Source organism: Thiocapsa sp., assembly GCF_018399035.1.
Lineage (GTDB): Bacteria > Pseudomonadota > Gammaproteobacteria > Chromatiales > Chromatiaceae > Thiocapsa.
Genome location: NZ_CP073760.1, coordinates 3,612,016 through 3,638,677, shown reverse-complemented (window position 1 = coordinate 3,638,677; position 26,662 = coordinate 3,612,016). Strand labels below are relative to the sequence as shown.

Below are 26,662 nucleotides of genomic sequence, written 5' to 3'. Positions count from 1 at the left end.
TCGCCCCAGATGGCGCCGAGCCGCTCGGAGACCTGCTGGCGCGCCCAAAAGATAGCCGTACCCTCGGTAAAATCCAGGGTGATGTCGGTCAGGGCATACTTGGCGATGGAGCGCAGCATCGTTTGGTTCGGGATGCCGAGCATCTCCAGCTCGATCCGATTGGTGATGCGCGTCTCCACCTCCTCGGGCGTCATCCCCGGCGCCTTCACGATGATCTTCACCTGGGTGGTGGAGACATCCGGGAGCGCTTCGAATCCGCCGTCCCGTGAGACGAAGAGATAGGCGTTGCCGGCGAAGACGCTGCTCGACCAACGTCGTCAGCTCGCGCTGTTTGGACTGGCTTTCCAGCAGACGCCGCTCGGCGATCACGCCTTCTTGAAACAGGGTCCGGTCGCGGGCCAGCTCGGTCTCGATCAGCTCGAGCCGCGTCAATGACTCCAGATACTGACTCTGGGCGTCCACCAGCTCCAGATCCATGCTCGCCTCGCGAGCGCGCTCCTCGGCACGCAGCAGCTCGGCGAGATCGGTCTCGCCGAGATCAAAGGCACGGCGCATCAGACGCAAGGCGTCCTGCGCGAGCGCGTGTCGGTGCTCGGCAACGGACAGGGCCTCGGCCGCGCCAAGACGCTCGAAGTCGGCGCTGGCCAGGGTCTGCTCGGACGCAACCGTCCCTCGGCAAAGGCGGCCTCCCAGGCGGCCTGTCGAACCCGCCCGGCCATCTCCCACCGCAGCAGACGCTCCAGTGCGCCAGCCTGGGTGTCGAGCGCGCCGGCGACCTCCCGACGGGCACCGCGTTGACCCGGCAGCCAGAGCGGCAGATCGACCATCGCCTCCCATTCGTTTGCGCCACCGCCCTCGGTCAGCTCGTCGGACAAATACTTCACCCGCAGCGCCGGATCTTGCGCGACGAGACTCCCTGCCTGGGTGCGGATCGCATCTGCCTCCCGCCGGGCGGCCGTCACCCGCGGCGTCTGCTCGGCAAGCGCCAGCGCGGCGCCGACCGCCTCGGCGAGTGTCGTCGCCGAGGCACTGCCGGCACCGCTCAGCAGCAGACCGATCAACGGGATGATGAGAAGTGGACGAGACATGGCTCCGATCGCGACCTGCGTGAGGTGGGCACGAGGGAGAGACTAGGGGGTTAAACTGAATCGATACTGAATCCAAAAGCGGTTTAGGCGTGATATGGCGATCTGATATCGTTGGCAGATGAACCGACGCCAGCGACTGATCTTGTCCCGGATCTTCACGGACCCTGTTCCCGCGGACTGCGCGGAACGAGGTGAGCAGCCCGACCGCACCTTCAAAGGCAGGATACCGCTCCGGCTAACGCCCGAGGTCTATCGTCGCGCCGCCGCGCGAGCCGAAGCCGAAGGGTTAAGCCTGAATCAGTGGATCGCCAAGCGCATCGAGGCCGCGGTCTCGAGGCCCTGATGATCCGGGCCTTCCCGTGGGCGCCTGTGTGCGGGGCCAAACCGGGCGCTTGGCTCAAGCGATCCGGTTGCCCGCGTCCACCGACCGAGGCGCGCCGTGGTTTCACCAGACGAATCGATGCCCCAGAAAATTCGTGACCTCTTGACGGCCCTCAGGGATGCAGGCTTCGAAGAGATCCCGGGCGCAGGCAAAGGCTCCCACCGAAAATTTGTCCATCCAAAGTATGCGGGTGCGGTAACCGTAAGCGGCAAGACCGGTGACGACGCAAAACGCTACCAAGAAAAGCAGGTCGCGCAGGCAATCGAAACGGTGAGCAAATGAAAGATTTCGACAAATACCACAAATGGGTGGAGTGGAGCGATGAGGATCAAGTGTACATTGGAAAGTGCCCTGATCTGATAACCGGCATACATGGCGACGATCCCATCGCTCTCTATGGTGAGCTTTGCGACGTCGTGCAGGATGTCGTAAAACATTTCAAAGCGGAGGGTCGGGCACTCCCGGCGCCACGGGTTCGCCCCATGAGCGAGGTTGCGTAAATCGCAAAGAAAGGTACTCCCCGACTGGTCTGATCCCTTTGCCGCTCACAACAACCTATTGCAGGCTAGGGGAATTCCGGTGACAGTTTACTTAATCGCACCGGTCGCAGAATCCATCTTGAGGGCCTTGTTCATTATCCCGGCCACCGCCATCAGGCCGCGACCGGCATCAGATAGGGTAGTTTCGGCGGGCGTGGCCGTCGGCGTCGGGGTCGCGGCGGCAAGGGCACACGCAGGAGAAGCTCCTCGAACAGTGCGGGATGTGTCCGCCCGAAGAAGCGCTCGGCGGCGGTCGTGCCGTCGGGACGGCGGATGTGGAAGTTGTGCACGGCGGTGAGCGCGGCGAGCCTGCGGTCGCTCAAGCGATGACGCCCGTGATGATGCAGCGACAGTTGGCCGTTGCGTCCTTCCACACAGGAGCTGCTGCGTTGGAACAGATCGGCGCAAGCGCCGGCGACCTGTTCGACCCGAGCGCTGTCCTCGGGCGCGAGACGCTGCAGCGGATGATCGGCGCGCCGCAGGACGTCGAGCAACGCGGTACTCGCCGCCTGCACGCGGTGTCGGGTCTCGGCCGCGGTGCTGCGGGCGGCGACGCGCTTCGAGGTAGATGCCGGGGATGAGCTGCTCGAGGACCGCCGCTTCCAGCTCCGGGGATAGTGCGAGGGCCTCGACCCTGGCGGTCACGGTGGCGAAGAAGAACGCGAGCGTGGCGAGCCACTGCACGGTCAGGCGCTCGGCCTTGGCGAGGCGTTCGCGAGCGCGCTCGGGCAGCTCGGCGGCCTCGGCCAATCCCTTCAGGCGTGTCCAGACGTCGGTGAAGCGCGCCGCCACGCGCTCCACCGGCTGCGTCTGTCCATCCACCGGATCATACGGGTGATACAGCACGCCGAGCTCGCGGATCAATGCGCGCGCCTCGCTCTGCCGCTCCCGTGCGCGGTCGCGTTCGGCTTCCACGGCGACCAGCGCGCTCAGGGCGGCGCCAATGCGGGTCTCGAAGGCCGGTGGACGCCCGAGCGGGCGGGGCATGCGCGCCTCGAATGCCTGCTGCGCCGCGCGCTCGGCCTCCCAATGCGCCTGCGCGGCCGCCACGCCGGCTTCAGCCCGGCGCACGTCGCGCGCCAACGCCAAGGACGTGGCTTTGGAGACCTCGTGTTGGCCGTGAAAGAGGTCCGGGGAATGATGCGCACGGAGGTCCGTCTCGGCATGGCGACGCAGCGCCTTGGCCTCGTCGGCGGTGCTCTGGATCACCTCCACGGCGAGCCCCGTGCAGGCGTCCTGAAGCGCGGCGGTCCAGGTCGCCGCGGTGCGATCCGCGGCGTATTGCTCCAGGACAATGAAGTTCGACACCGGCTCGATGTTGACCAAGCAGATCCCCGGATGAAAGGTTTCGTCCTCGCACACCGTCACCGCACGCGCCGGCATGCCCTCGGCAAGCGCCGTGCGCTGCTCCGCGGCCACCGCGACCACGGCCGTTTCCAGGGCGACATTGAGCGCGTGCTGCGCGCCGTCGCTGACCCCGACGAAGGCCGACAGTCCGCTCAGCTCCAGGAACTCACTCACCAGCCGGGTTCCGCCCGCCGCCCGCAAGGTGATGCTGAAATGCGCCGCCAACACCAGCCGATGCAACCAATCGATCCCCTCCGGGGTGCGTGCGAAGGCCGTCAAGCCCGTCGGCGGATCCCCGCGCGGAACCTCCCCGCACCAGTCGCGCAAGGTGCTGCGCGCAATACCCATCTCGGTGGCCACGGCGCGTTGCGTCTCCCCCGCCGCCAGCCGTGCTTCGGCCGCCGCGATGTGCTCGGCTTGCTCCAAGCGTGTGCGTCGCGTCATGAGCCGATGCTCCGGCCCGGTCTCGAACGTCCGGGTAGCGCAGCACCCGCGCTTGGTCTAAAGTCACTCTCGGCAGGATCTTCGAACATCTTTTCGAACCCTCGGTGAGTTTGCACTTCCAAGGGTATGAAATTTCGAGGGTCCTGCCAAATCCCCGCACATCCGTCACCAAGCCCCGGACTCGGACTTGGACGGGCTTATGAACAACGCCCATCTTGAGTAAACTGTCACCAGAATCCGAAAGAGATAAGTCTCGGCCTACATCAGGTAGGATTTGTACCTGCTGTTCCAGGGGTACCCGTGCGCCGGTAGCTGTGGTTGATGTATTGCACGTAGCGGCGTCGCACAGTGATAGTGACCTGCGGAATCGATCCGACGCTTGCGGGCGTGATCAGCAAAAGGACGTGGTTGGTCATCAGTGCGTTGGCGTGGAGCGCGCAGTGCTCGGGCGCCAGCGACTGGCCGATCCACTGCAGGTAGGCATGGTAGTCCTGTTCGTCGAAAATGTACGGCTGACGATTGTGACCCCGCTGCACAGTTTGCAATGGGACTCCATCGAGATGGACGGGGCCGCCGCGGGGCATGCCAAAAACATATCAGAAGGGCTTGTTCATAACTCCGTCCGCCGGGCGAGTCGCTTGCCGAGCATCTAAGGCAAGACTCTGATAATGCAAGGGCTTTGGCCCCGATATCCCAGCAGTCCAGTGGGCCTTGGTCGGGCTTATGAACAAGGCCTATCAGAAATTGAGCCTCGCCCCTTTTCGCTCACTGGCCCTTAGCCGAAATACGATGATTACAACCGGCGGAAAAATCAGTGGTGATTACGGTTGGGAGATAACCGTTTTTCATAAGCTACGTGATTTATCCGATGGTGTATTATTTTTCGATGGAAAAGTAAATTGGGACCGCTACATTGGGGACCATTCGCCAAGACTTGAAATACATCTTGTGATTTTTAACTTTACGATAATTGAAGTCAACGTTTACTATTTACATCACAGAAAGTAACGGCCGGTGAAAAGAAAATGAAGCCCGGAAAAAGAGACATACCTGTAAAGATAAAGATATCAGGAAGGCAATTGGACGAATTGCAAAGACACTCCTGGCATATGATTGAAGCATTTGGGCTAGACACAAGAATAGATAATTATAAAGGCGTAAGACCAATATCGTTATATAGTTGGGATTTAGAATGCATTTTAGATGTTCTTGATGCGGTTCTTAACGATGAGAATGAATACCCGGACCAGGAAGATGAAGGGTATCTTATGCTCCATGAGTTATATCTTCACCTGAAAAATGAATACCAAGAAAAGTACGGCCGATGAATAGTTGGCTAACATGAACGGAACATTGGGGTCAAGTTTTGCAATCAAGCATTGACCTAACGAATCGGTTTAGATCGTCTGACCGCAGCGTGCTCGGTAGAGATGAGTAGGCAAGTTTTCATCCAGCGACGTTCGGCTCAGGTTGCTCCATGGCTTGGGGTCGCGATCGCCGTTGGGCCTTCGACGTCGGTCGGCGTCGTCGATGGTATTGTCGCGCCGTCGATGCCTCATTCACGCACCGGCAATCTGACCTCTGCGCACAAGCCACCGAGCGCGGACGAGCGACCGAAGGCGATGTGCCCCCGATAGCCCTCGACGATCTCCTTGGCGATCGCCAGGCCGAGTCCGTGGCCGCTGACCTCCTCGTCGAGTCGGACCCCACGACCGGTGATGTCGGCGATCTCGGTGTCGGAGCAGCCGGGCCCGTCGTCTTCGACCTTGAAGACCAGTGTCTTGCCCTCCGTCAGTAGGCTGCACCTCACCCGCTCGTTCGCCCATTTACAGGCATTGTCGAGCAGGTTGCCGAGCAGCTCCAGCATGTCCTCCCGGTCGGCATCGAGCGGACCGCAGGTGCGGATGTCGAGCTGGATGTCGAGGGCCTTCGGGGCATGGATGCGGCCGAGGAGCCGGGCGAGGGTCGGCAGCTCTTCGCTCGGGTCGAAGCGCAGTCCGGCCCCGCCGGCCCCGGCGAGGCGCGCGCGTTTGAGCTGGCGCTCGGCGAGACGGTGCAGGCGCTCGACCTGCTCGATCAGTGCTTCACGCATTTGCGGGTCGACCGACAGCGCGGGGTCGAGAAGCTGTTGTCGCAACAGACCGAGCGGACCCTTGATCGCGTGCGACAGGTTGCCCGCGGCGGTCCGCGAGCGTTCCAGGCGCTGGGTGAACAGCAGCAGCAACCGGTTGAGCTTGCGCACCAGGGGGAGGATCTCGCTCGGCACTTGCTCGGTCAGGGTGACGGTCTCGCCGGACTCCAGACGCCCGATGTCGCGGTAGACATGGATCAGGGTCGCGAAGGCCCGGCGGACGACGAAGCGCTGCACCAGCAACATCAGGATCAGCCCGCCGAGCGCCATCGCGGCGAAGAGCCGCTCGTAGTGCACGAGGGCATGATCGAGCGGCGTGACATCCTCGGCGACCGCAAGGGAGAAGTCGTCGCCCTCCAACCGGTAGCCGCCTCCCAGCACCAGCAGTCGCTGCCGGACCGGGCCGACGGCGCGCCAATATTCCGACACGCCCGTTGCAAGCGGCCGACCGGCGAGATCCTGATCCCAGAGCGAGCGCGATCGCATGCGTTGCCCGTCTTGGGTCTCGATCACGAAGTAGTGCCCGGAATAGGGCTGGCGGTAGACCGGCGTCAGCCGTTGCTGGCCGAGCTCGAGTCCTCCGTCCGCGTTTCGGGCCAAGGCGCCGACCAGTGCCTCGGCATCGTGCGCCAGTCGCGACAGCACGAAGGCGTCGGCGGTGCGGTGCAGGGCCGCGTGACCGACCCACCAGACCGCCCCGATCAGGACCACCAGGCTGGCGGCCAAGCCGAGCTGAAGACGACCCTCCAGCGATCTCATCGGCGCGGGAACAGATAGCCTTGACCGCGCAGGGTCTGGATGCGGTCCTTGCCGACCTTCTCGCGCAGACGCCGCACATAGACCTCGATTAGATTACTGCCCCGGTCGGCCTCGAGCTCATAGACATGATCCATGATCTTGGGCTTGGAGAGGATCCGGTCGGGATTGAGCATCAGATAGCGGAGGAGCCTGAACTCGGTGCCGGTCAGCTCCCGGGTGCTGCCGTCGGCAAGGACGACCCGCTGTAGGTCTTCGTCGAGACGAAGTCCGCCGACCTCCAGGCCGCTGCGCAGATTACCCGCCGCGCGTCGTGTCAGGGCATTGAGCCGCGCGATCAGCTCTTCCATGTGGAAGGGCTTGCCGAGATAGTCGTCGGCCCCGGCCTTGAGTCCGTCGACGCGCTCGTGCCAGGCATCGCGAGCGGTGAGCACCAGCACAGGTGTCGTCACGCCACGCACGCGCCAGTTGCGCAGCACCGTCAATCCGGGCCGCCCGGGGAGCCCGAGATCGAGGACGATGGCGTCGTAGGGCTCGCCGGCGCCGAGCGCCTCGCCCGTGACGCCGTCGGCGGCGTGATCCAGAACAAAGCCGGAGGACTTGAACGCCTTGTGCAGCTCGGCCGCGAGGGGCAGGTCATCCTCAACCAGCAGCAGGCGCATTAAATCGCGTCCGGAGCGACAAACGGCGTCGGCCCGGCTCTCCAACTCTGGAGCAGCAGGAGAGCCTTGGAGTCGACGCGATTTAAGATCATCAAATTCAATATTCTGAACCGCGTCTGCCGCGGCCTTGGTTGTTGATCGGAACGTCGCCTAAGGGTACATGAGCGCATGTTGTGCCGGACGCGGTTCAGCAAGGATTACTTCTCTTTCCGCTTAATGACCTCACCGGTCGCGGCGTCCAGATAAAGCTTGTGGACCGTCCCGTCCGCGGCCAGGATCTTGATCTCGTAGAGATAGCCGCCGTCCTCGCGCTCGCGCTCGAGCTCGGCCTCGACGAGCTGGCCGGGTTGCACGGTCTGGGCGCTGGCCATCACCTCGCCCATCGGCAGGATCTGCCCGGTCTCGCGCAGTTGTTTGATCTCGTCGTGGTCGAGCCGATCACCGGCGAAGGCGCCGCCCGTGACCGACAGGAGTCCAATCGCGACGGTGATGGCCGTCAGCCGCAGTCTCTGCATGAGTGGTCCCCTTGGTTTGGATGGGTGCTCTTGGTCGCTCGTTGCGCCTTGGAGGCAAAGTAAGCCGACTCGGTCGAAGGCGACCCATGTGTCGTCTTCGACCCGGATGCAGTCTCGTTCCCGAAACTGAATTGGCGCTGAACTGGAGTTTAAATCGAGCGAGGAGGTGAGCGCGGGTGGGTTGTGTGTCAGCGCCTCGGCGTTCCAAGGTTACGCCAAGGTCATACGTTTTGCCGCTGCGTTGACGATTCGATTAGGAACGACTCAAAAAAATCGAAGTATGTAGGATGGGTAGAGCGACAGCGAAACCCATCCTCCAAACCGTGGCGTTGCCGGGTTTCGGTCCGATGCCCTTGGCGCGGGCTGGAGGGGTTTCGCTGTCGCTCTACCCATCCTACGTGTTCATCAAGGTGTTCACCTTGTTTCTGAATCGTAACTTACCTGGTCACCCGTCTCCGCGATCAGCACCTCGGCGGGAATCCCGAGGTGCCGGTGCAGCCTGAGAATCATGGGGAGCGTTAACGGGCGTTTGCGATTGAGAATTTCGTAGACCCGGTTGCTCTTGCCGATGAGGGGTTCCAGGTCTTTGACGGACAGGCCACTCTGCTCCATCCGAAATTTGATGGCCTCGATCGGGTCGGGAGGATCGATGGGAGCGTGCTTGCCTTCGTATGTCTGAACGAGCGTTGCCAGGATGTCCAGTCGATCGCCCTCGAGAGTACCCCAATCCGGATCAGCGTCCATCAGAGCCGAGATTTCGTCGAGGGTCGCTTTGTAATCGGCTTCGGTGTGAATCGGGCGGATGTCCATGGTGTGCTCTTGGTGGATTAGGCGGTGTCAACGGTTTCCGCGACCACGGCATTGTATTCCTAGTGAGTGCCGATGCGGTGAGCCACCACCCGGAGCCGCCGGCGATCCCGAAAGAGTGGCTCGGCCCGTCAAAATGCAAGCGACGCCCGCGCCCACAGCTGCCGTCCAGGCTCGTTGACCTGCACCGGACCCGGGTTGAAGGGATCGACGTTTGCGCGGTTCACGGCATAGGCGTAGGCGCGATCGAAGAGATTGTCCACGCCGAGACTGAGCGTCGCGAACTTGGTGATCCGCGCCTGACCATAGAGGTCGAGGATCCACCAGCCGGGCGTCGGGCCGACGTCCAGACCGCTTCCGGTAAGGGGGGCGTCGTCCACGCGGTCCTGGGTGTCGTTCCAGTTCAACCTGGTGCCGACGGACCAGCGTTCGGCGAGGTAGTCGAGGCTGACGGTGCCGCCGAGCGGCGGGGTTTGGGCGATCGGTGTGGAATCGGTGCGATTCTGTGCGTAGACATAGGCGAGCGAGGCGCCGGCGCGCCAGTGGCGGGCGAATTCGATCGAGCCGGTCCATTCTCCGCCGGTGAGCGCGGCATCGACATTCCGATAGATGAAGGTGCCGTCGGCCAGCAAGATCCCCGGCTGGCCATGGGCGCGATCGCGTAGGATGTAGTCGTCGACCCGATCGTAAAAGAGATCGAGCTGGGTGTTCCAATGCTCGGCGTCCTTGGCCAGCGTCACGCCGATCTGATGATGCGCCTCGGGATCAAGGCCCGGGTTGCCGACCCAGCGTTGATTGCTCGCGACCGTCGAGGGTGCGGCATTGGAGGCGATATAGCGTTCGGTTGCATCGGCCGAGCGCAGGGTGCGACTGAGCCCGACCGAAAAGGAGAGGCCGTCGTTCAAGTTGTGCGCGTAGGTCAGGAATCCGCCCAGATTGTCCTCGTCCGTGTCTTCGGCGCCGATACCATAGTAGGCGCGATACAACTGCTCGGCGGAACGCACCCAGGCCGGGCCAACGGGGACAAGCGCGGCACGCGACCGCGAGACGCTGGCCTCGGTACGGTCGTAGCGCAGCCCGGCGGTGAGTCGGGATTGCTCGGTCAAAGGGCGTTCAATCTCGACGAAGAGGCCGAGGTCTGAATTCACCACGTCCGGCCAGAGATACGAGTTGGGGACATCGACCGCCGCGGAGCGGTAGTTCCAAAAGCGCGTGGCGTCGCGATCGACCTGGAGATAGTCGGTCCCGAGTGTCCAATTCATGCCCATCGCTTCCAGATCGGCGGTCAGACGCCCGCCTGCGGTATCGGCGGTGCTGGGGGCACGCATCTTGAACATCGCGTTGAGTGGCCGGAGGCTGTAGTTGTCCATCAGGTGATCGACCGAGACGCTGTAGAGCTCCGCCTTCACCGCGGCGAAGGGGCCGAGCGGGGTGTCCTGACCCAGCCGTAGACGCCACTGGTCGCTGTCGCTGTAGATGCCGTCCATCCCGGCCCCGGCGTAGAGGACATCCCAGTCGTGGGTGTGGTCGTAGCTCAGAACGGCACGGGTGTCGTCGTTCGGGGTGAGACCGAGCGACAGACCGGCGCCTTCGGTGTTGTAGGCACTGCGCACCGGGTTGCCGTTGCCGTCGTCGTAATTGTCCGCGGTCCGATACTGGCCGGTGGCGCGGGCAAAGCCCTCGGGGGTTCCGACCGTCACGTCGGCGCCCAGGTTGCCGGTGTGCGAGTTGTCGGTGATGCCGCCGGTGAAGCGTGCGCGGAAGACCTCGCCGGGCTCGAAACGGGGTGTGTCGCGCTCGAACAGGACGGTGCCGCCGGTTCCGCCGCCGCCGTAGCGGACCGTCTGCGAGCCCTTGATGACGGTGACCGAGTCGTAGTTGTCCAGATCCACATAGACCGTCGGCGGGTCCATCCGGTTGGGACAGCCGCCGAAGGCATAGGCGCCGTCGATCAGGATATTGAGCTGCCCGGCAGTCTGGCCGCGGATGATGGGGTCGATGCCGAAACCGCCCATCCGCGAGCCGCTCACGCCGGGGACGGAGCGCAGGAGGTCGCCGCCGTCTGCCGGAAGGCCGGGTGCGACCTCGACGATGGGTGCGACGAAGGTCGCGGGCGGGAGGTCATCCGGGCGGTCCGCGGTCACCTCCAGCTCGGGCAGGACCACGCCGCCGTCGTCTGCGGTTTGCGCGGTCGCCGTTTCGGCCCGGAGCGCGACCGAGAGCCCCGCCAGCATGACGATCAGGACACCGGTCCCGGCGGTGATCTGGTTGCAGAGCGGCGCTCTTCTCGGCGGCCGTATCCCTGTCTCGTTCGCGACCTGGAGCCTCGCCGGGTTCGTGCCTTGGCTCGGGAGTCGATGACTCCAAGACCTTAATCTTATTATGCTCATTGGATGTGCCTCCGCGCGTCTCGCCTGTGTAATCGATTGGCGGAGGAGCCTATCCAAGTTCTTTCCCCGGTTGCCGGGATTCGAGGTTTTACTGATCGGAGACAGGAGAGAGTAGGTGATATCGCCGAGCCTGTGCCCGATATCCCGCAAAGTCTCGCTCGGCCGTCCAGTGACGTCATCCGGGAGACCCCACTGGCTGCTCCTTTTAGCAACGATTCAAAAACAACCGAAACACGTAGGATGGGTAGAGCGAAGCGAAACCCATCCAGTCCGCGCCAAGGGCCTCGGACCGAGACCCGGCAGCGCGGTGGTTTGGAGGATGGGTTTCGCTGACGCTCTACCCTACCTACGCGTTCATCAAGGTGTTCGCCTTGTTTCTGAATTGTCGCTTAAACCGCGCCCAGTGCGGTATGCGATGTTTTTGGATGGGATCGGCCCAGGCGGGTTTCAGAGCCGCTGGAGCCGGCGCGGTTTAAAGTATTAAAAAATATAAAATTTTAAACCGCGCACCCCGCTAAGGGTCGTGGATTCACCAAACTTCGAACTCACTCGAAAGTGAGCATCTCGCTCTGGACGCGGTTTAGGGTGACAGAAGCCTCCGGCTATCAGCCTTAGGCGCCGGAGGTCTGGCTCGGACCTGGCCGGGGTTATTGTCCCCGCCCGGGTCATACATCCACGCCGGTCAACTGCGACTCGAAGCAGGAGGCAGGAGGCTCTCTCGAGAAAGCCGACGCCGCGCGCCCTAGTCCTCGAACACCAGCGCGATCGGCTTCTGCATAAAGGCATGCCTGACCTGTGCATTGTCGAACACCGAGACGCCGAACGGGTAGGCCGCCGTCAGATCCGCGAACTGCACGTCGGTCTCGCTGTCCGTGACCAGTTTGCGCCGCATCTCCATCGTCCAGACGCCGTCGCTCCAAGCCAACCCGAGCGCGATATCACCGCGGTCGCCCTCGAAGGGGGCAATCATGATGGATGCGACCTCGTCGCCGGGCTCGAATCGACTGTCGTCGAAAGGGACCTTATCGTCAGCCATGACCCAATAAGCCCCGCCCTTGTTGGCGGCCTTGCCGTCGCCGGCCATGAGCTCGGGAATTCCATCGAGCAGCGCGATGTCGGTATAGCCACCGCCCGTCTTGGCATCGGTTTTTCGCCCGGCGTTCTTCGCGGTCTCCGGGTCGAAGCGGGTGTGGTCCAGCCACTGGTCGTCGACCTGTCCGACCGGCCCGGTGCGCACGCTCTTGATGTGCCACATATCGCCGCGCTCGCCGTCGTTCTCGGTGTACTTGTTGCCGTAGGGTTTGGGCGGCTCGTCGTCGTGGCAGGCCGCGAAGCAGCCATCGGCCTCGAAATCAGGGATGGAGTTGTCGATCGGCCAGATCAGGGCCGCCTTGTCTTCGTAGACGCTGTTGTTGTCGCCGCCGACGTCTTCGGGATCCTTGAGCTTCTTCCAGGAGCCGTCGGCCTGTTTGACGTAGGGCGAGCGCTGCTCGGAATGGGTCGGGTCCTCGTACTGCAGCAGCACAAAGAGCTCGTCGCCGATGCGTGCTGCGCGAATGGTGCCGTCGGTCTTGCCCTTTTCACCGAAGTTCGCGCCCTTCTTGAAATGGAGTTTCGCCGGCACGGCTGCGTTCCAAACCGCGTCGTCGGCAACGCCGTCCAGGGTCGGCGCCGTGTCGAAGGTGATCGCCGTCACCGTTTCGAGTGCGCGGGCAGCGAGCGCGGGAGCGGAAAACGCGCAGGTGGCGACGAGCATGGCCGACAAGGCCGTCGTCTGTCTTTTTCGGTTCGCATTCATCTTCGGGTTCCTCCGGTGGTCATCGTTATTGTTGTGGTGGCTCGGATCGGCGCTGCCCTGGTGAAGAGCCCTCGCGTATCCTGCGTGCGGGTCGCTCTCCGATTTGTACCCCCGACATCGAGGCAACGCAATTGCGCCGGCGCGTCCCGGAACGTGCGGTTCGGTTGTCGGCCGGACCCTGCTCGCCGGCCGACCGGCGTTCATGCCGCACCCCGTCGCCGAGGACGCGGTCCGGATCTAGACGCCTCCCGAGGGAGACCTCAGTCTTCCCAGCGTCCGTGACCCGGGATGGAGACCTGCTCTTCGTTGTAGATATCCTTGTCGGCGCCGCGATGACAGCTGTTGCATTGGCTGAAGCTGCCGACCGCGGGGTTCCCGGCCACCCATTTTTCCGGGATCTCGTCGTGTTTCTTGACGAAATAGCGGGTCCGGGTAATGCGCGGGAGTGCGGCGTCCGCAGCGGCGTCGTCCACGAAGGAAAAGGCGCGCGAGCGCGAATGGGTGCCTTGGTCCGCTGAATTGGCCACCAGGTAGCTCACGATCTCGCCACGCAGCGCGTCGGATAAAGAGGCATCGTCGCCGTAATGGTCCGCCAAGGCATCGGGTCCCATGATCCGTGCCCAGTCCAGGGCCGGCAGCAAACCGGGTTGATAGGCCATGTGGCAGGAGCCGCATTCCTCGCTGTAGGTCGCATTCACGACCGGGGCGACATCGGGGCGCGGGTTCACCCAACCGCCGCCTTTCTCGTGTTTTTCGTAATCGTCGTCGTCGGAATCGCCGACGGCCAGGCCGACGGCGCCCAATGAAAGGATTGTGATAGCCAGCATGGCGATCGTTTTGGTCGATGTCCGCATGGGAGTTAGCTCCTGATTACTGGGTTTCGATGTAACTGATGAAATCGGCCTTCTCATCGCTTGTGCATTCGCGCCCGAGGGTCCAGCGACAATTGCGCAGCAGCCATTTCTCGACCTTGGCCTGGTCCGTCAGGCCCTGCGGATTCACCGATGGCGCCAAGGGTTCGATGACCTTGTTGGTCACCGCGTGTCGGCCGGGCTTGGTCAGGTCACGGTTGTGGCAGGTCACGCAACTGCGCGCCGGCGAGCCGTCGGTTTGCGGGTATTCCTTTGTCCAACCCGCGGCGCCCGCCGTGGCGTCGCCGGCGAAGGACGCGGTCGGAAGGGCTGTGGCGCCGGACACGAGGATCAGAATGGCCAGAGTTGCTGTCATGTCGCGTTTCATCAGATGTCCTTCCGTTTCAATCCGGTGATCATGCCGCCGATCAGGTTTTCCCGATGGGACAGGCTGGAGAAGATGACGCCGGCCACATGGGCGACGATGAGGACGAGCGTGAGATTGGCCATGACCTCGTGGACCTCCTCGAAGAAGTGGCCCCAGGATCCCGGAAGGCTGCTCATCATCGGTGCCAGCGGACCCGAGAGCTCTTCCGCGCCGTAGACCGCGAGCCCGCTCAGTCCGGTCAGAACGACCGCAATCATCAGGGTGATCACCATCGCACCGCCGGCCGGGTTGTGGCCGAGATAGCGTGGGGCGCGCAGCCGCAGTGCGTCCCGCACATAGGCCAAGACCTCGCTCGGCTTGCGCACGAAAGCGCTGAAACGGGCGTGGCGGGTGCCGATCAGGCCCCAGACCAGGCGTACGGCGATCAGGGCCAAGACCAAGTAGCCGGCCCAGATATGCACGCCGAGGAGGTCGTCCTCGACGATGAAGGCGGTGGCGAAACCGCCGACCAGTGCCCAGTGGAAGATTCGGACGAGAGGATCCCAGACGCGGATGCGTTCCGGGCGATCCGCTTGGGTGATCGTCGGTGTGACCATGGTCTCGGTGGTCATCTGATTGCTCTCCTGATCTCTGCGTTGAGGATGGTTTGGCCTCGATCGATCGTGGCCCGGGTGCAGAGTACGGGGGCCAGCCTGACGAAACCCTGTGCGCCCTTGTCAGCAATCGGTCAGCTTGGTTCGGTCCATAATGGGTTCCATGCACACCCAAACATTCCGTCGTCGACTCCTGGCCGCCTTCATGGCGTGCGCTCTGGCCCCGGCCTTGTCTCTCGCGGACTCCAGCGTTGATGAAGGCAATGGCGAAGCGCGTCACGATCACGATCGTGCCCGACACGCCCTGCAGCAGGGCGAGGTCCGCCCGATCGCCGAGATCCTGCGACGGGTCGCGGAGGAGGTTCCGGGCGAGGTCATCGAGGTGGAGCTCGAGCGCGAGAGATGGCTCGGCAAGAGGCGCTGGGTCTACGAGATCAAACTGATCGCGCCGGACGGGCGACTGCTGGAGGTGTTGGTGGATGCGCCGACGGCCGAGATCCTCGCGGTGGAGGACGACTGATGCGTCTGCTCCTGGTCGAGGACGACGTGCGTCTCGCCGAGGGCTTGGCCGCCGCGCTGACGGCTGCGGGTTTTGTCGTGGATCACGAGGCCGACGGCGAGGCCGCCTGGTTCAAGGGCGACACCGAAAGCTATGCCGCGGCGATCCTGGATCTGGGGCTGCCGAGCATGGACGGGCTCTCGATCCTGCGCAAATGGCGGGCGAACGGGCAGCGTTTTCCGGTGCTCATCCTGACCGCGCGGGGTGATTGGCACGAGCGTGTCGAGGGCATCGACGCCGGGGCCGATGACTATCTGCCCAAGCCCTTCCGGATGGAGGAGCTGCTGGCGCGTCTGCGTGCCCTGGTGCGCCGGTCTGCGGGCCAAGCCAGCGCCGTGCTCGTCAACGGCCCGCTCGTACTCGACACCCGCCGGATGGCCGTGACGGTCGACGGCGTCCCGGTCCATCTCTCCCCGCAGGAATACCGTCTCGTCAGTTATCTGATGCAGCATGCCGGACGTGTCGTCTCCCAGCTCGAGCTCACCGAGCAGCTCTATGCCCAGGACTTCGAGCGCGAGTCCAACGCCGTCGAGGTTCTGGTCGGGCGGGTGCGCCGCAAGCTCGGCGTGGATCTGATTCAGACGCGGCGTGGGTTCGGGTACTTGATCGAGGATGTCGCCGATGATTGAACCGTTTGCCTCGCCCGGATGTGCCCTGTCCGAACAGCGGTGTAGGGTGTGTTGAGGACGGAACCGCACCGATGGAGGCTCCGGTCGTCGCACGATGCGGTTCGTACCTCACCGCACCCTACGCGTGCTGGTTTGCCCTGTGTCCCGATGCGTTGCGCGAGACGCGGTCTAATATGACCCGCCGCTCGCTGCGCGTCCGTCTTTGGATCGGTGCCGCACTCTCGATCACTCTGGCCCTAGCGGTGGCCGGGCTCGGTCTTCTGGCCCTCTTCGAGCGCCATGTCGAGCGGCGCATCGGCGAGGAGCTGCGCGCGCAGCTCAACCAGCTTGCCGCGGCGATGACGATCACGCCGGAGGGGGAGGTTCAGCTCGCGCGCGAGCCGGCCGACCCGCGTTTCGCTCAGCCCTTGAGTGGACTCTATTGGCAGATCGACGGCCCGACGCGGCCGGGTCTGATGCGCTCGCGCTCGCTCTGGGATCATCTGGTCGATCTGACCGACGACGACCTGGCCCCAGGCACCGTCCACGCCCACGAGGTTATGGGGCCGGACGCGCAGACGTTGTTGGTGCGCGAGCGTCGGATTCGCCTGCAGGCGGCCGGCGGGCTCATGTCCCTGCGCCTCATGGTCGGGGTCGATCGGGCGGAGTTGATCGCGGCGCGGGATGCCTTCGCGGCCGACATGCTGCCCTATCTTGCCCTCATCGGGCTTGTTCTGGCGCTGGCGACCTTCGTGCAGATCCAGACCGGTCTCGCACCGCTCGATGCGGTGCGACGTGGTCTCGGCGAGATTCGCACCGGCCGGACACGACGGCTCGCCGAGGTCTACCCGGACGAGGTCATGCCGTTGGTCGGCGAGGTCAACGGACTCCTCGAGGCCCGAGAGCAGGCGATCGAGCGCGCGCGGGCCTGGACCGCGGACCTTGCCCACGGACTCAAAACCCCGCTGAGTGCGTTGGTGGCCGATGCGCAGCGTCTGCGCGCGCAGGGCAACGCGCCGCTCGCCGATGACCTGGAGCACTTGGCGATGGGCATGCGACGGCGGGTCGAGCGCGAGCTGGTGCGTGCCCGGTTGCGCTCCGGGGCCGACATCCATCAGGCCGGCGCCGATGTGGTCGAGACCCTTCACCGACTGCTGCGCACGCTGCAACGCACCCCGGAGGGCGCGCGGCTCGACTGGCAGCTGGTCGCCCCCGCGCAGGCCCGGGCCGCGGTTATCGGCGACGATTTGTTGGAGCTGCTGGGAAACCTGCTCGAGAACGCCGCCAAATGGGCGCGGACCGAGGTGGATATCCGGGTGAGCGTCGGCGATCGCATCGAGATCGGCATCGAGGACGATGGTCCCGGTGTCCCGGCGGAGCAGACGCCGCGGCTCGGCGAGCGTGGGTTGCGTCTCGATGAGCGCAGAGAAGGCAACGGCCTCGGACTCGCGATCGCCCGAGACGTCGTCGATGCCTATGGTGGGCTGCTCGACTTCGCGCGTGCGAGCAAAGGAGGGCTCGCGGTCCGGGTTCAGCTGCCGCGGGATCAGGCCGAATTCGGGCGTTGAACCTAAACCGCGCCCAGTGCGGTAGGCGATGTTTGTGGATGGGATCGGCCCCGGCGGATGTCAGAACCGCTGGAGCCGGCGCGGTTTAGGTTCAATCATTCTCAGCTGACTCGCGAGCGTCCGCAGCGCTTGAGTCACCGGCCGTCCCGCTGGCTGCCGCTTCCGACCGTCGTGCACGGATCGCTTCGCTGAGCTGATGGACGGCCATCGCGTAGAGGTTGCTGTGGTTGTACCGGGTGATGGCATAGAAGTTGTTCAGCCCCACCCAATATTCGTCTTCGACCCCGTCGAGGCGGATCAGGTTCGCGGGGGCCTCGGCCGGCAGGGGCTCGTCCCACGCGACCCCCGCGGCGCGTAGGTCGCCCGCGGTCGTGTCGGGCGGGGCGGTGGTCTTCTCGACCAATGCGATCCCGGCCGGGACGCCGGAGCGCAGCTCCGCAGCAAAGGCGACGGGCTCGCCGGAACGCCAGCCGTGCTGTTTGAAATAATTGGCGACGCTCCCGACGACGTCCGCGTTGCTGCCCCACAGGTCGCGCCGACCGTCTCCGTCGAAGTCGATCGCATAGTTGCGATAGCTCGAGGAGATGAACTGCGGCTTGCCCATCGCCCCTGCATAGGAGCCGACGGCCCCGAGCGGATCCAGCTGCTCTTCGCGACTGAGCACGAGAAACGCCTCCAGCTCCCGGCGGAAGAACGCCGCCCGCCGTGGATAGGAGAACCCGAGCGTGGTCAGCGCATCGATCACCCGATGCTTGCCCACATTGGCCCCGTAGTTGGTCTCGACCCCGATGATGGCGACGATGATCTGCGGGGCGACGCCGTAGTCGGCCTCGGCGCGCGCAAGCAGATCGGCGTTGTCGCGCCAAAAGGTCACACCCCCGGCGATCCGCTCGGGCGTGACGAACAGCGCCCGATAGTCGCGCCAGGGCTTCGCCTCGTAGGGTCGATTCATGGCGTCGATGATGGCCTGACTGTAGCGGGCATCCGCAAGCATGCCCTCTAGCTCGGCCGAATCGAACCCATGCCGCTCGACCATCTCGCGCGCGAACACATCGGCCTCCGCGGCATAGCGGGCCGGCTCGGCGTGCAGCTGCGATGTGACGAGCGCCGGACATCCTGCGACGAGGCATCCTGCGACGAGAAATTGACGAGCGATGGGCATGGAAGGCACCTCGTTGAATGGTTTTGACGTCGGACGCGACACGTCGCCTGCGCCGAGCCGTCCGAGACTCCCCGCGTCATCGCAAGCGTCACCCGCGAGAGCGTATACGATGGGTCTGTATCCCCATGATGATGCCGAATCCTACCATCAGGGTCACCATCGAGGTGCCGCCATAGCTGATCAAGGGCAGCGGAACACCGACGACCGGCAGCAAGCCGGTGACCATCCCGGTGTTGACGAAGACGTAGACGAAAAACACCAGTGTCAGAGCGCCGGCCAACAGACGCCCGAAGCGATCCTGCGCCCGCGCGGCGATGACCAGACCGCGCAGGATGATAAAGAGATAAAGGGCGAGCAGGGCCAGGATCCCGGTAAACCCGAATTCCTCGCCGATGACCGCGAAGATGAAGTCGGTATTGCGCTCGGGCAGGAACTCCAGGTGCGACTGGGTGCCGTTCAGCCAGCCCTTGCCGTCGATCCCGCCCGAGCCGATCGCAATCTTGGACTGGATGATGTGATAGCCGGATCCAAGGGGGTCGGACTCCGGATTCAGGAAGGTCAGAACGCGATCGCGTTGATAATCATGCAGACCGATCCAGACGAGCGGGGTCACGGCGGCGACGACGACCGCGAGCGCGAGGATCATGCCCCACCCCATGCCGGCCATGAAGAGCGCGACCACGCCCGCACTGGCGACCAGCAGCGCGGTTCCCAGATCCGGTTGCTTGGCGATCAGCACGACCGGGATCAGGGTCAGCACGGCCGAGAGGACGACCCACAAGAGCTTCGGCGGCAAGGCACGGGCGCTGAGCAACCAGGCGATCATCATGGGCACCGCGAGCTTCAGAAGCTCCGAGGGCTGAAAGCGCACGACGCCGAGATCCAACCAGCGCTGTGCCCCCTTGCCGATATCTCCGAACAGAAGCACCGCAATCAGCATCGCCACCCCGACCCCGTAGAGCAGCGGCGACCAGCTGCGCAGCCGCGCCGGGGGGATCTGTGCGACCGCGATCATCAGGCCGAAGGCGATCCCGAGCCGAATCAACTGCCGCTCGATCGCGACGGGATCCTGATCGCTCGCGCTGAAGAGCACCATCAGGCCGAAACCGCACAGCGCCAACAGGGCCACCAGCAGGGGGGCATCCAGGTGAATCCGTTGCCACAGACCGCGATGCCCCCGATACAGGGCGTCATCCGGAAAATAGCTGCTCGATCTAATCGCCACCCTCGCCTCCGACATCGGTCAGGACGGTCGCGCCGCCCAGGTAGGCATCCATGATGCGACGCGCGACGGGTGCCGCGGTGGCGCCGCCCCCGCCGCCGTTCTCGACGATGACCGCGATGGCGATACGCGGATCCTCGATCGGTGCGAAGGCGACGAACAAGGCGTGGTCATGCAGGTGCTTGGGGAGCGTCGCCGCATTGTAGCGTTGGTTCTGGGCGAGGCTGAAGACCTGGGAGGTCCCGGTCTTGCCGGCGATGCGGTACTCGGTGCTGCGAATGCGCCGGGCGGTGCCGGATTCCACGACCTTGGCCATGGCGTTGACGATCTGGTCCCATTGCTGTTTCTCGCCGAGCTCGATGGTGTGCGAGAGCATCGGCAGCTGCTCGGCTGCGGGCGCACCGGGAGCCTGTGCCGCGCGCGCCACCTGCGGACGAATCACCTTGCCGTGATTGGCGACCGCTGCCGTTGCAACCGCCAGTTGCAGCGGTGTCGCCAGGAAGGAGCCCTGCCCGATGCCCACGATCAGGGTCTCGCCCGGATACCAGGCCTGCTTGCGGACCCGTTGTTTCCATTCGCGCGTCGGCATGAGCCCGCCCAGCTCGCCGGCGACATCGATCCCGGTCAAGGCGCCGAAGCCGAAGTCCGAGAGAAAGCCCGAGAGTCGGTCGATCCCCATCCGGTTGGCGAGATCGTAGAAGTAGACGTCGCAGGACTGCACCAGCGCCTGCTCGAGGTTCATGGCGCCATGACCGCCGCGACGCCAGCAGCGAAACCGATGGGAGTGTCCGGGCAGGCTGAATGCGCCCGAGCAATAGGTCGCGCGTCGCGAGGTCGTGACCCCCGAGGCCAGGCCGGCGAGGGCGACGAACTGCTTGATGGTCGACCCCGGCGGATACTGTCCGCGCACCGCTCGGTTGAACAAGGGCTTGTCCGGCGAGCTCAGCAGGGCCTGATAGTCCGTTTGACTGATCCCTTCCACGAACAGATTGGGGTCGAAGCTCGGGTTGCTCACGAGGGCCAAGACGCCGCCGTTGCGTGGATCGATGGCGACCACGGCACCGCGCTCCTCGCCGAGCGCCTCTTTCGCCGCCTGCTGCAGGCCGATGTCCAGATACAGATGCAGATCCTGACCGGAGACCGGCGGGCGGCTCTCGAGGGTCCGGATCACCCGGCCGCGGGCGTTGACCTCCACCTGCTGGTAGCCGACCTGACCGTGCAGCAGCGCCTCGTGAGCCTTCTCCAAGCCGCCCTTGCCGATGAACTGGCTCCCGGCATAGTTGCTCTTGTCGATGCGGGCGAGCTCCTGCTCGTTGATCCGGCCGACATAGCCGAGCACATGCGCCGTGTGCTCGCCCAGCGGATAGGTGCGCACCAACTCGGCGCGGATGTCCACGCCGGGAAAGCGGTGCCCGTCGACCGCGAACTGCGCGACCTCCGCCTGGGTCAGATTGAGCCTGATCGGTACGCCCTGGAAGCGCATGCGTTGTCGCTTCTGACGCTCGAAGCGGTTGCGATCCTGCGGCTCGATCCGGATCAACCGGGAGAGTCCCTCGATCGTGGCCTCGAGGTCGCCGACCTTCTCGATCGTGATCTCCAAGGAGAACGACGGGTGGTTGTCGGCGAGCAGCACGCCCTTGGCGTCGTAGATGAGTCCGCGTGCCGGCGGCAAAGGCTGGACCTTGACCCGATTGTCGCGGGACAGGACGGTGAAATGGTCGTGTTGATCGACTTGAAGGTGCACCAACCGCACCACGACCAGCGAGAGGGCGACGATCGCCAGCAGCCCGGCGATCAGCGCTCTGGTCGAGACCAGGCGGGCCTCGCGTTTGCGGTCTTCCAGATTCGCTTCGAGCATTAAACCGCGCTCGGTGGTTTAGCCGTCGACGGCGGGAGGGGGTCCGTGACTTTTCGGGTTCGGTACGCGTTGGAGTTGGCGCGGTTTAAGTTTATGAAATTCATAATTCTAGACCGCGTTAAACCGCGTCCGGAGTGACATGCTTCATTGTCATTTTGTGTCGGGCTCAAGGATTTTTCCGACCTTTGTGGTGACGCGGTTTAAAATTTTATCTTTTTAATACTTTAAACCGCGCCGGCTCCAGCGGTTCTGAAATCCGCCGGGGCCGATCCCATCCAAAAACATCGCATACCGCACCGGGCGCGGTTTAGACCAAACCGGCGCGGCGACCGAGATCGCTCAGGATCACGAAGAGCCAGGGCCAGAGCAGCAGCCCCGGCAGGGTCGACACCCAGTAGACCAAGGAGGGTATCGGCTGGCCGGTGGCAGCCAGGACCCACAGGTTGAGCAGCCGCTCGACCAGCAACAGGATCCACACGAAGAGCGACTGTTGCCACAGGGGAAACAGTCGGATCCGTTGATGCAGCTCGACCGCGGCATAGGCGACGAGCGAGAAACCCAGCGCATGCTGTCCGAACAAGGATCCCGAGGCGACATCCAAGGCCAAACCCGCGGCGAAGGCCGAAAAGACCCCGAAGCGCTCGGGCACGGTCAGGCACCAGTAGAGTGTCACGAGCGCGACCCAGGGTGGCCTGAAGGCATCGATCCCGGCCGGCATGGGCAGGATTGAAAGGAACAGGGCGACCAGCAATCCGGCGAGGATCAGCCAGCCGCCGCGTGGCGGGGCGTCGGTCATCGTACGGCGCCTTTGCGCGTCTCGGCGCCCGGCTCGGCGTCGGTGAGGGCGTGCTGGCGCATCTGCGGGTCCAGGGTCCAGACCAACAGGACCTCGCGGCTGCGGTCGAGCCGGGCGGTCGGCTCGGCCAGCACGGTGGTAAAGGGGTTGTCCGGATCCTGGCGCACCGTCGTGACCCGCGCGACCGGGTAGCCCGGCGGAAAGCGCTCGCCCATCCCGGACGTCACCAGTAGATCGCCCTCGCGGATATCGGCATTCTTGGGGATGTAGAGCAGCTCCAGCTCCTGCCCCACGCCTGATCCGGCGGCGATGCTGCGCAGACCGTTGCGATTGACCTCCACCGGGAGCGAATGATCCGAGTCGGTGATGAGCAGCACGATGGACGAGAAGGGATTGGCTCGGATCACCTGCCCCATCACGGCATTGGCATCCAACACCGGCTGCCCCACGAAGACGCCCGAGCTTGTCCCCTTGTTCACCATCACCAGCTGCCGCGAGGGCGTGAGATCCACCGCGAGGATCTCCGCGATCAGCACCCGCTCGCCGATGTTGAACGACGAGCCGAGCAGGTCGCGCAACCGCATGTTCTCGGCCTCGAGCGACTCGAATTGCTGCAGGCGAGCCTTCAGCAAGAGGTTTTCACGATTCAGTACGGCATTCAGGGTCCGCAGCTGTGCCGCGTCCGTGAGCTGCCCCTGCGCGGAGCGGATGAGTGCGGACGGCACGTTCACGGCCAAATGCAGCGGATGGGCCAAGACGGACAACAGCGAGCGCACGCGGTCGAGATGGTCGAACCGGTGGTCGGCGATGATCAGGCCCAGTGCGCATACCACCGCCAGGATGACCCGGAGGGTGGGCGACGGACCGCGAAGAAAGAGCGGTTTGATGGGATCACTCGGTCGTAAAGAGATCGATTCCTCGTGCGTCGATCATCTCCAGCGCCTTGCCGCCGCCGCGCGCGACACAGGTCAAGGGGTCTTCGGCCACGACCACCGGCAGCCCCGTCTCCTCCTCGATCAACCGGTCGAAATCGCGCAGCAGCGAGCCTCCGCCGGTCAGCACGATGCCGCGCTCGGCCACGTCGGAGCCGAGCTCGGGCGGGGTCTGCTCCAACGCCATCTTCACCGAGCCGACGATCGCCGCCAGCGGCTCCTGCAGGGCTTCGAGGATCTCGTTGCTGTTGAGCGTGAAGCTGCGCGGGATGCCCTCGGCGAGGTTGCGCCCGCGCACTTCGATCTCCAGCACCTCGTTGCCCGGAAAGGCCGAGCCGATGCCGTGCTTGATCCGCTCGGCCGTGGCCTCGCCGATGAGGGTGCCGTAGTTGCGCCGGACGTAATTGATGATGGCGTCGTCGAAGGTGTCGCCGCCGACCCGGATCGATGCCGAATAGACGATGCCGTTGAGCGAGATGATCGCCACCTCGGAGGTGCCCCCGCCGATGTCGATCACCATGCAACCACGCGGCTCGTGGACCGCGAGCCCGGCACCGATCGCCGCCGACATGGGCTCCTCGATCAGAAAGACCTCCCGCGCCCCGGCACCGGCGGCCGACTCCTTGATGGCGCGACGCTCGACCTGGGTCGAGCCGCAGGGCACGCAGATGAGCACGCGCGGGCTGGGCCGGATGAGGCGCGACGCGTGCACCTTATGGATGAAGTACTGGAGCATCTTCTCGGTGATCGTGAAATCCGCGATCACGCCGTCCTTGAGCGGGCGAATCGCCGTGATGCTTTGCGGCGTGCGACCGAGCATCAGCTTGGCCTCTTCGCCGACGGCGACGACCGTCTTGCCTCCGCCTTTGCGCTCGTGACGGATTGCGACCACCGACGGCTCGTTGAGGACGATCCCCTGGTCACGCGCAAAGATGAGCGTGTTGGCCGTACCCAAATCGATCGATAGATCGTTGGAGAAGATTCCACGAAGACTTCTGAAGAACATCAGGTGCGTACCTTGCGGGAGATAGAGGAGATCGCCGGCTCTCCCGCGGGCATCCTGGATCAGGATCCTCCGGGAAATCCATCGGAAAACGGCGAGCTAATCTAACAACGCAGGGGGGGATCGGCAAGGCGGGTGTTCGCGCCGTGCATCCCGGCGACACGCTGCTAGTGCAGCACGGCAGATGTGTCGAGACCGTTCCTTGTCGTTGTCGTGGTCGTTGTCGTTGTCGTAGCGATGGTCGATTACGACAACGACAACGACAACGACCAAGACAACGACCACGAAAATGATTTCGGACGGGCTCGGAATCTCTGCACCGCTCCGCTAGCTTTTCGGCGGGACGTAACCCTCGGGCATCTCCGCGCCTTCGCCGAAGAAATAGTTATCCATCTGCTCTTCGAGAAATTTGCGCGACTTGGGATCCATCGGGCTCAGACGATTCTCGTTGATCAGCATGGTCTGGTGGCGCAGCCAGTCCTGCCAGGCCTGCTTGGAGACGTTGGCGTGGATGCGCTTGCCGAGCTCGCCCGGATAGGGCGCCCGATCCAGGCCCTCGGCCTCGCGGCCGAGCTTGACGCAGTGAACCATGTAAGTCATGAGAAGTCTCCGTGTGGTGACGGACGAACGGGCGGTTGCGCTCGGCCGGCTTGAAAGTGGTCCAGGATGCCTTTCACGGGCGCGGGCGTGCCGAGAGCAGCGAGATCGGCCCGGCTCAGCCAGCGCCGATCGGCGTCGTCGGCAATGCGATCGGGTGTCGCGTCGAGCTGCACGAGCGCGATCCGGATATCCAGATTGAAGTGGGAGAAGGTGTGACGGCGTGCCCCGATCATTTCAACCCGCGCGGGTGGAACACCGAGGCGGGCGAGACACCAGTCGCGCGGATCGGCGCCCGGCGCAATCTCGGGCAGACTCCAAAGTCCGCCCCAGATCCCGCTCTTGGGCCGACGCTCCAGCAGGATCTCGCCGGCCGGATCGACGAGGAGGAGCATCAGGGTCTCGCGCTGCGGCGAGCTGCGGCGCGGGCGGGGTGTCGGGAGCCCGGCCTGACGGTCCGAGCGGCGCGCAACACACCGCTCAGAGACCGGACAGCGCCCGCAGGCCGGGGCGCGACGGGTGCAGAGCGTGGCGCCCAGATCCATCATGCCCTGATTGTAGGCGCCGACCCGGCTCGGCGGCGTGAGCCGTTCGGCCAGTGACCAGAGCCGCTCGAGCACGGTGCTTTGGCCGGGCCAACCCTCGACGCCGAAGGCGCGCGCCAGCACCCGCTTCACATTGCCGTCGAGGATCGGATGGGGTTGGTCCAAGGCGAGCGAGAGCATCGCACCGGCGGTGGAGCGGCCGATGCCGGGGAGCGCGAGCAAGGGCTCGATCGTCACGGGGAACACCCCGCCGTGCAGATCGCGAATCAGACCGGCGGCACGATGGAGATTGCGGGCACGGGCGTAATAGCCGAGCCCTGACCAGAGGGCCATCAGACGATCCTCCGACGCCTCGGCAAGTTCCGCCACCGTCGGAAACTGCGCGACGAAACGCTCGAAATAGGGGGTCACGACCGCGACCTGCGTCTGCTGGAGCATGATCTCCGAGACCCAGACCCGGTAAGGCGTCGGGTCGCGTTGCCAGGGCAGATCTTTGCGCCCGTGCCGATCGAACCAGCCGAGCACGGCCTCGCCGAACCACTCCGAGGTGGCTGTGCTCATGGCCTTGCGCCATCCTCGGCTCGACCGGTCAGGCTTGCTTCCGTCACGATCCGGTCTCGGCGCGCGGCTGCCCGCAGTTCCAGCAGATGTCGAAATCACCGTCCACCGACTCGCCGCAACCGCTGCAAAGCCAGGTCGCGGCATTGCTCGGGCGCCGTGCATCGGCCTGAAACCGACCGAGCAGCTCGCGTCCGCGTTCGAGGTCGCCGTCTTCCACGACCCAGAGCGTGGGACCGATGTCGGCAGGCAGACCGCCCGCGGCACCCGCGAGATAGTCGCCCAGGATGACGGCTTCGACGAGATGGCGATCCAAAAAGTCCAACAGAAGTTGAGCCTCGATGCGATCTCGAGCCTGATAGATGCGCTGCATGGGGCTACGGGACCGGCACGATCGCCGCGGTAGCGGTGTGCGGAGCGGGGGAAGATGGAGCGGGTGATGGGAATCGAACCCACGCTATCAGCTTGGGAAGCTGAAGTTCTACCATTGAACTACACCCGCTTTGATGGGTTAGTGTAGGCGCTGCACGCCGCGCAATCAAGATCGCGACCGGATCCGCCCC

Annotated in this window: 28 protein-coding genes, 1 tRNA gene and 2 pseudogenes; 7 read left to right on the top strand and 24 right to left on the bottom strand. The window is 64.4% G+C overall.

Translation table 11 applies throughout. The features are described 5' to 3' along the window. Positions 1-74 precede the first annotated feature (74 nt). The 3 genes and pseudogenes from KFB96_RS27610 to KFB96_RS16570 form a co-directional block, all read right to left on the bottom strand. Positions 75-194: pseudogene (locus KFB96_RS27610) on the bottom strand (hypothetical protein); the annotation flags it as partial. Between the two features lie 280 nt (positions 195-474). After that, positions 475-606 (bottom strand): annotated as a pseudogene (locus KFB96_RS27605) (TolC family protein); the annotation flags it as partial. Continuing rightward, positions 555-1,088, bottom strand: a complete 534-nt coding sequence (locus KFB96_RS16570) for a hypothetical protein (protein WP_213457305.1) — start codon at positions 1,086-1,088, stop codon at positions 555-557. The pseudogene KFB96_RS27605 and the gene KFB96_RS16570, both read right to left, overlap by 52 nt. Before the next feature lie 118 nt (positions 1,089-1,206). Between KFB96_RS16570 and KFB96_RS16565 the strand changes: the two genes are divergently transcribed. Both KFB96_RS16565 and KFB96_RS16560 read left to right on the top strand, forming a co-directional pair. Then, on the top strand, positions 1,207-1,431 hold the full coding sequence (locus tag KFB96_RS16565) for a toxin-antitoxin system HicB family antitoxin (protein WP_300970413.1): 225 nt from the start codon (positions 1,207-1,209) through the stop codon (positions 1,429-1,431). Between the two features lie 117 nt (positions 1,432-1,548). Then, the gene (locus KFB96_RS16560) at positions 1,549-1,752 is read left to right on the top strand and encodes a type II toxin-antitoxin system HicA family toxin (protein ID WP_213457306.1); all 204 of its coding nucleotides are present in this window, start codon (positions 1,549-1,551) and stop codon (positions 1,750-1,752) included. Positions 1,753-2,122: 370 nt separating this feature from the next. Here KFB96_RS16560 and KFB96_RS26900 read toward each other — a convergent pair whose 3' ends face one another. After that, positions 2,123-2,524 carry a DUF6399 domain-containing protein gene (locus tag KFB96_RS26900; protein WP_300970500.1) on the bottom strand — a complete coding sequence of 134 codons (402 nt, stop codon included), beginning with the start codon at positions 2,522-2,524 and terminating at the stop codon, positions 2,123-2,125. 1,539 nt (positions 2,525-4,063) lie between these two features. Beyond that, complete coding sequence (locus KFB96_RS16550) at positions 4,064-4,345, bottom strand: transposase (RefSeq protein WP_213457309.1); 282 nt, start codon at positions 4,343-4,345, stop codon at positions 4,064-4,066. Positions 4,346-4,523: 178 nt separating this feature from the next. On the opposite strand from KFB96_RS16550, the gene KFB96_RS16545 reads away from it, so the two are divergent. Both KFB96_RS16545 and KFB96_RS16540 read left to right on the top strand, forming a co-directional pair. Beyond that, entirely contained in the window at positions 4,524-4,808 is a 285-nt protein-coding gene (locus KFB96_RS16545) for a hypothetical protein (RefSeq protein WP_213457311.1), read from the top strand. Between the two features lie 17 nt (positions 4,809-4,825). Next, positions 4,826-5,128 carry a hypothetical protein gene (locus KFB96_RS16540; RefSeq protein WP_213457313.1) on the top strand — a complete coding sequence of 101 codons (303 nt, stop codon included), beginning with the start codon at positions 4,826-4,828 and terminating at the stop codon, positions 5,126-5,128. Between the two features lie 227 nt (positions 5,129-5,355). On the opposite strand, the gene KFB96_RS16535 is transcribed toward KFB96_RS16540, so the two are convergent. The 9 genes from KFB96_RS16535 to KFB96_RS16495 form a co-directional block, all read right to left on the bottom strand. Beyond that, the gene (locus KFB96_RS16535) at positions 5,356-6,690 is read right to left on the bottom strand and encodes a sensor histidine kinase (protein ID WP_213457315.1); all 1,335 of its coding nucleotides are present in this window, start codon (positions 6,688-6,690) and stop codon (positions 5,356-5,358) included. Continuing rightward, positions 6,687-7,349 carry a response regulator transcription factor gene (locus tag KFB96_RS16530; protein ID WP_213457317.1) on the bottom strand — a complete coding sequence of 221 codons (663 nt, stop codon included), beginning with the start codon at positions 7,347-7,349 and terminating at the stop codon, positions 6,687-6,689. The genes KFB96_RS16535 and KFB96_RS16530 overlap by 4 nt, the downstream gene beginning before the upstream one ends. A 197-nt stretch (positions 7,350-7,546) precedes the next feature. Then, entirely contained in the window at positions 7,547-7,864 is a 318-nt protein-coding gene (locus KFB96_RS16525) for a PepSY domain-containing protein (RefSeq protein ID WP_213457319.1), read from the bottom strand. Positions 7,865-8,278: 414 nt separating this feature from the next. Then, on the bottom strand, positions 8,279-8,674 hold the full coding sequence (locus KFB96_RS16520; RefSeq protein WP_213457321.1) for a transcriptional regulator: 396 nt from the start codon (positions 8,672-8,674) through the stop codon (positions 8,279-8,281). Positions 8,675-8,802: 128 nt separating this feature from the next. After that, on the bottom strand, positions 8,803-11,061 hold the full coding sequence (locus tag KFB96_RS16515) for a TonB-dependent copper receptor (protein WP_213457322.1): 2,259 nt from the start codon (positions 11,059-11,061) through the stop codon (positions 8,803-8,805). Between the two features lie 742 nt (positions 11,062-11,803). Continuing rightward, entirely contained in the window at positions 11,804-12,859 is a 1,056-nt protein-coding gene (locus tag KFB96_RS16510) for an ethylbenzene dehydrogenase-related protein (RefSeq protein ID WP_213457325.1), read from the bottom strand. Between the two features lie 260 nt (positions 12,860-13,119). Further along, positions 13,120-13,686 carry a cytochrome C gene (locus tag KFB96_RS16505; protein WP_300970411.1) on the bottom strand — a complete coding sequence of 189 codons (567 nt, stop codon included), beginning with the start codon at positions 13,684-13,686 and terminating at the stop codon, positions 13,120-13,122. 43 nt (positions 13,687-13,729) lie between these two features. Next, on the bottom strand, positions 13,730-14,098 hold the full coding sequence (locus KFB96_RS16500) for a DUF1924 domain-containing protein (RefSeq protein ID WP_300970410.1): 369 nt from the start codon (positions 14,096-14,098) through the stop codon (positions 13,730-13,732). Next, positions 14,098-14,709 (bottom strand): cytochrome b/b6 domain-containing protein, encoded by a 612-nt coding sequence (locus KFB96_RS16495; RefSeq protein WP_213457329.1) that lies wholly within the window; start codon positions 14,707-14,709, stop codon positions 14,098-14,100. Before KFB96_RS16495 ends, KFB96_RS16500 begins: the two co-directional genes overlap by 1 nt. Before the next feature lie 145 nt (positions 14,710-14,854). Here KFB96_RS16495 and KFB96_RS16490 point away from each other — a divergent pair, with 145 nt between their 5' ends. The 3 genes from KFB96_RS16490 to KFB96_RS16480 all read left to right on the top strand — a co-directional run bounded on the left by KFB96_RS16490 (position 14,855) and on the right by KFB96_RS16480 (position 17,426). Next, positions 14,855-15,211 (top strand): PepSY domain-containing protein, encoded by a 357-nt coding sequence (locus KFB96_RS16490; RefSeq protein ID WP_366931469.1) that lies wholly within the window; start codon positions 14,855-14,857, stop codon positions 15,209-15,211. Then, positions 15,211-15,879, top strand: a complete 669-nt coding sequence (locus KFB96_RS16485) for a response regulator transcription factor (RefSeq protein ID WP_213457333.1) — start codon at positions 15,211-15,213, stop codon at positions 15,877-15,879. The genes KFB96_RS16490 and KFB96_RS16485 overlap by 1 nt, the downstream gene beginning before the upstream one ends. A gap of 173 nt (positions 15,880-16,052) precedes the next feature. Continuing rightward, positions 16,053-17,426: a HAMP domain-containing sensor histidine kinase gene (locus tag KFB96_RS16480; RefSeq protein WP_213457335.1), complete on the top strand. Its 1,374-nt coding sequence runs from the start codon at positions 16,053-16,055 to the stop codon at positions 17,424-17,426. Between the two features lie 91 nt (positions 17,427-17,517). On the opposite strand, the gene mltB is transcribed toward KFB96_RS16480, so the two are convergent. The 10 genes from mltB to KFB96_RS16430 form a co-directional block, all read right to left on the bottom strand. Continuing rightward, positions 17,518-18,588 carry a lytic murein transglycosylase B gene (gene mltB / locus KFB96_RS16475; RefSeq protein ID WP_213457337.1) on the bottom strand — a complete coding sequence of 357 codons (1,071 nt, stop codon included), beginning with the start codon at positions 18,586-18,588 and terminating at the stop codon, positions 17,518-17,520. Between the two features lie 88 nt (positions 18,589-18,676). Beyond that, complete coding sequence (gene rodA / locus KFB96_RS16470; RefSeq protein ID WP_300970409.1) at positions 18,677-19,813, bottom strand: rod shape-determining protein RodA; 1,137 nt, start codon at positions 19,811-19,813, stop codon at positions 18,677-18,679. Further along, positions 19,803-21,668, bottom strand: a complete 1,866-nt coding sequence (gene mrdA / locus KFB96_RS16465) for a penicillin-binding protein 2 (RefSeq protein WP_213457341.1) — start codon at positions 21,666-21,668, stop codon at positions 19,803-19,805. Before mrdA ends, rodA begins: the two co-directional genes overlap by 11 nt. A 307-nt stretch (positions 21,669-21,975) precedes the next feature. Next, positions 21,976-22,464 carry a rod shape-determining protein MreD gene (gene mreD, locus KFB96_RS16460; RefSeq protein ID WP_213457343.1) on the bottom strand — a complete coding sequence of 163 codons (489 nt, stop codon included), beginning with the start codon at positions 22,462-22,464 and terminating at the stop codon, positions 21,976-21,978. Continuing rightward, entirely contained in the window at positions 22,461-23,351 is an 891-nt protein-coding gene (gene mreC, locus KFB96_RS16455; protein WP_213458202.1) for a rod shape-determining protein MreC, read from the bottom strand. The genes mreD and mreC overlap by 4 nt, the downstream gene beginning before the upstream one ends. Positions 23,352-23,355: 4 nt before the next feature. Beyond that, positions 23,356-24,402: a rod shape-determining protein gene (locus tag KFB96_RS16450; RefSeq protein WP_213457344.1), complete on the bottom strand. Its 1,047-nt coding sequence runs from the start codon at positions 24,400-24,402 to the stop codon at positions 23,356-23,358. A 324-nt stretch (positions 24,403-24,726) separates the two neighbouring features. Then, a complete protein-coding gene (locus KFB96_RS16445; RefSeq protein ID WP_213457346.1) occupies positions 24,727-24,999 on the bottom strand; it encodes an oxidative damage protection protein in 273 nt (90 codons plus the stop codon). Next, positions 24,996-26,102, bottom strand: a complete 1,107-nt coding sequence (gene mutY / locus KFB96_RS16440; protein ID WP_213457349.1) for an A/G-specific adenine glycosylase — start codon at positions 26,100-26,102, stop codon at positions 24,996-24,998. The genes KFB96_RS16445 and mutY overlap by 4 nt, the downstream gene beginning before the upstream one ends. A 43-nt stretch (positions 26,103-26,145) precedes the next feature. Then, positions 26,146-26,472: a DUF2007 domain-containing protein gene (locus KFB96_RS16435; RefSeq protein WP_213457351.1), complete on the bottom strand. Its 327-nt coding sequence runs from the start codon at positions 26,470-26,472 to the stop codon at positions 26,146-26,148. Positions 26,473-26,527: 55 nt separating this feature from the next. Continuing rightward, a tRNA-Gly gene (locus tag KFB96_RS16430) sits at positions 26,528-26,601 on the bottom strand. Between the last annotated feature and the right edge of the window lie 61 nt (positions 26,602-26,662).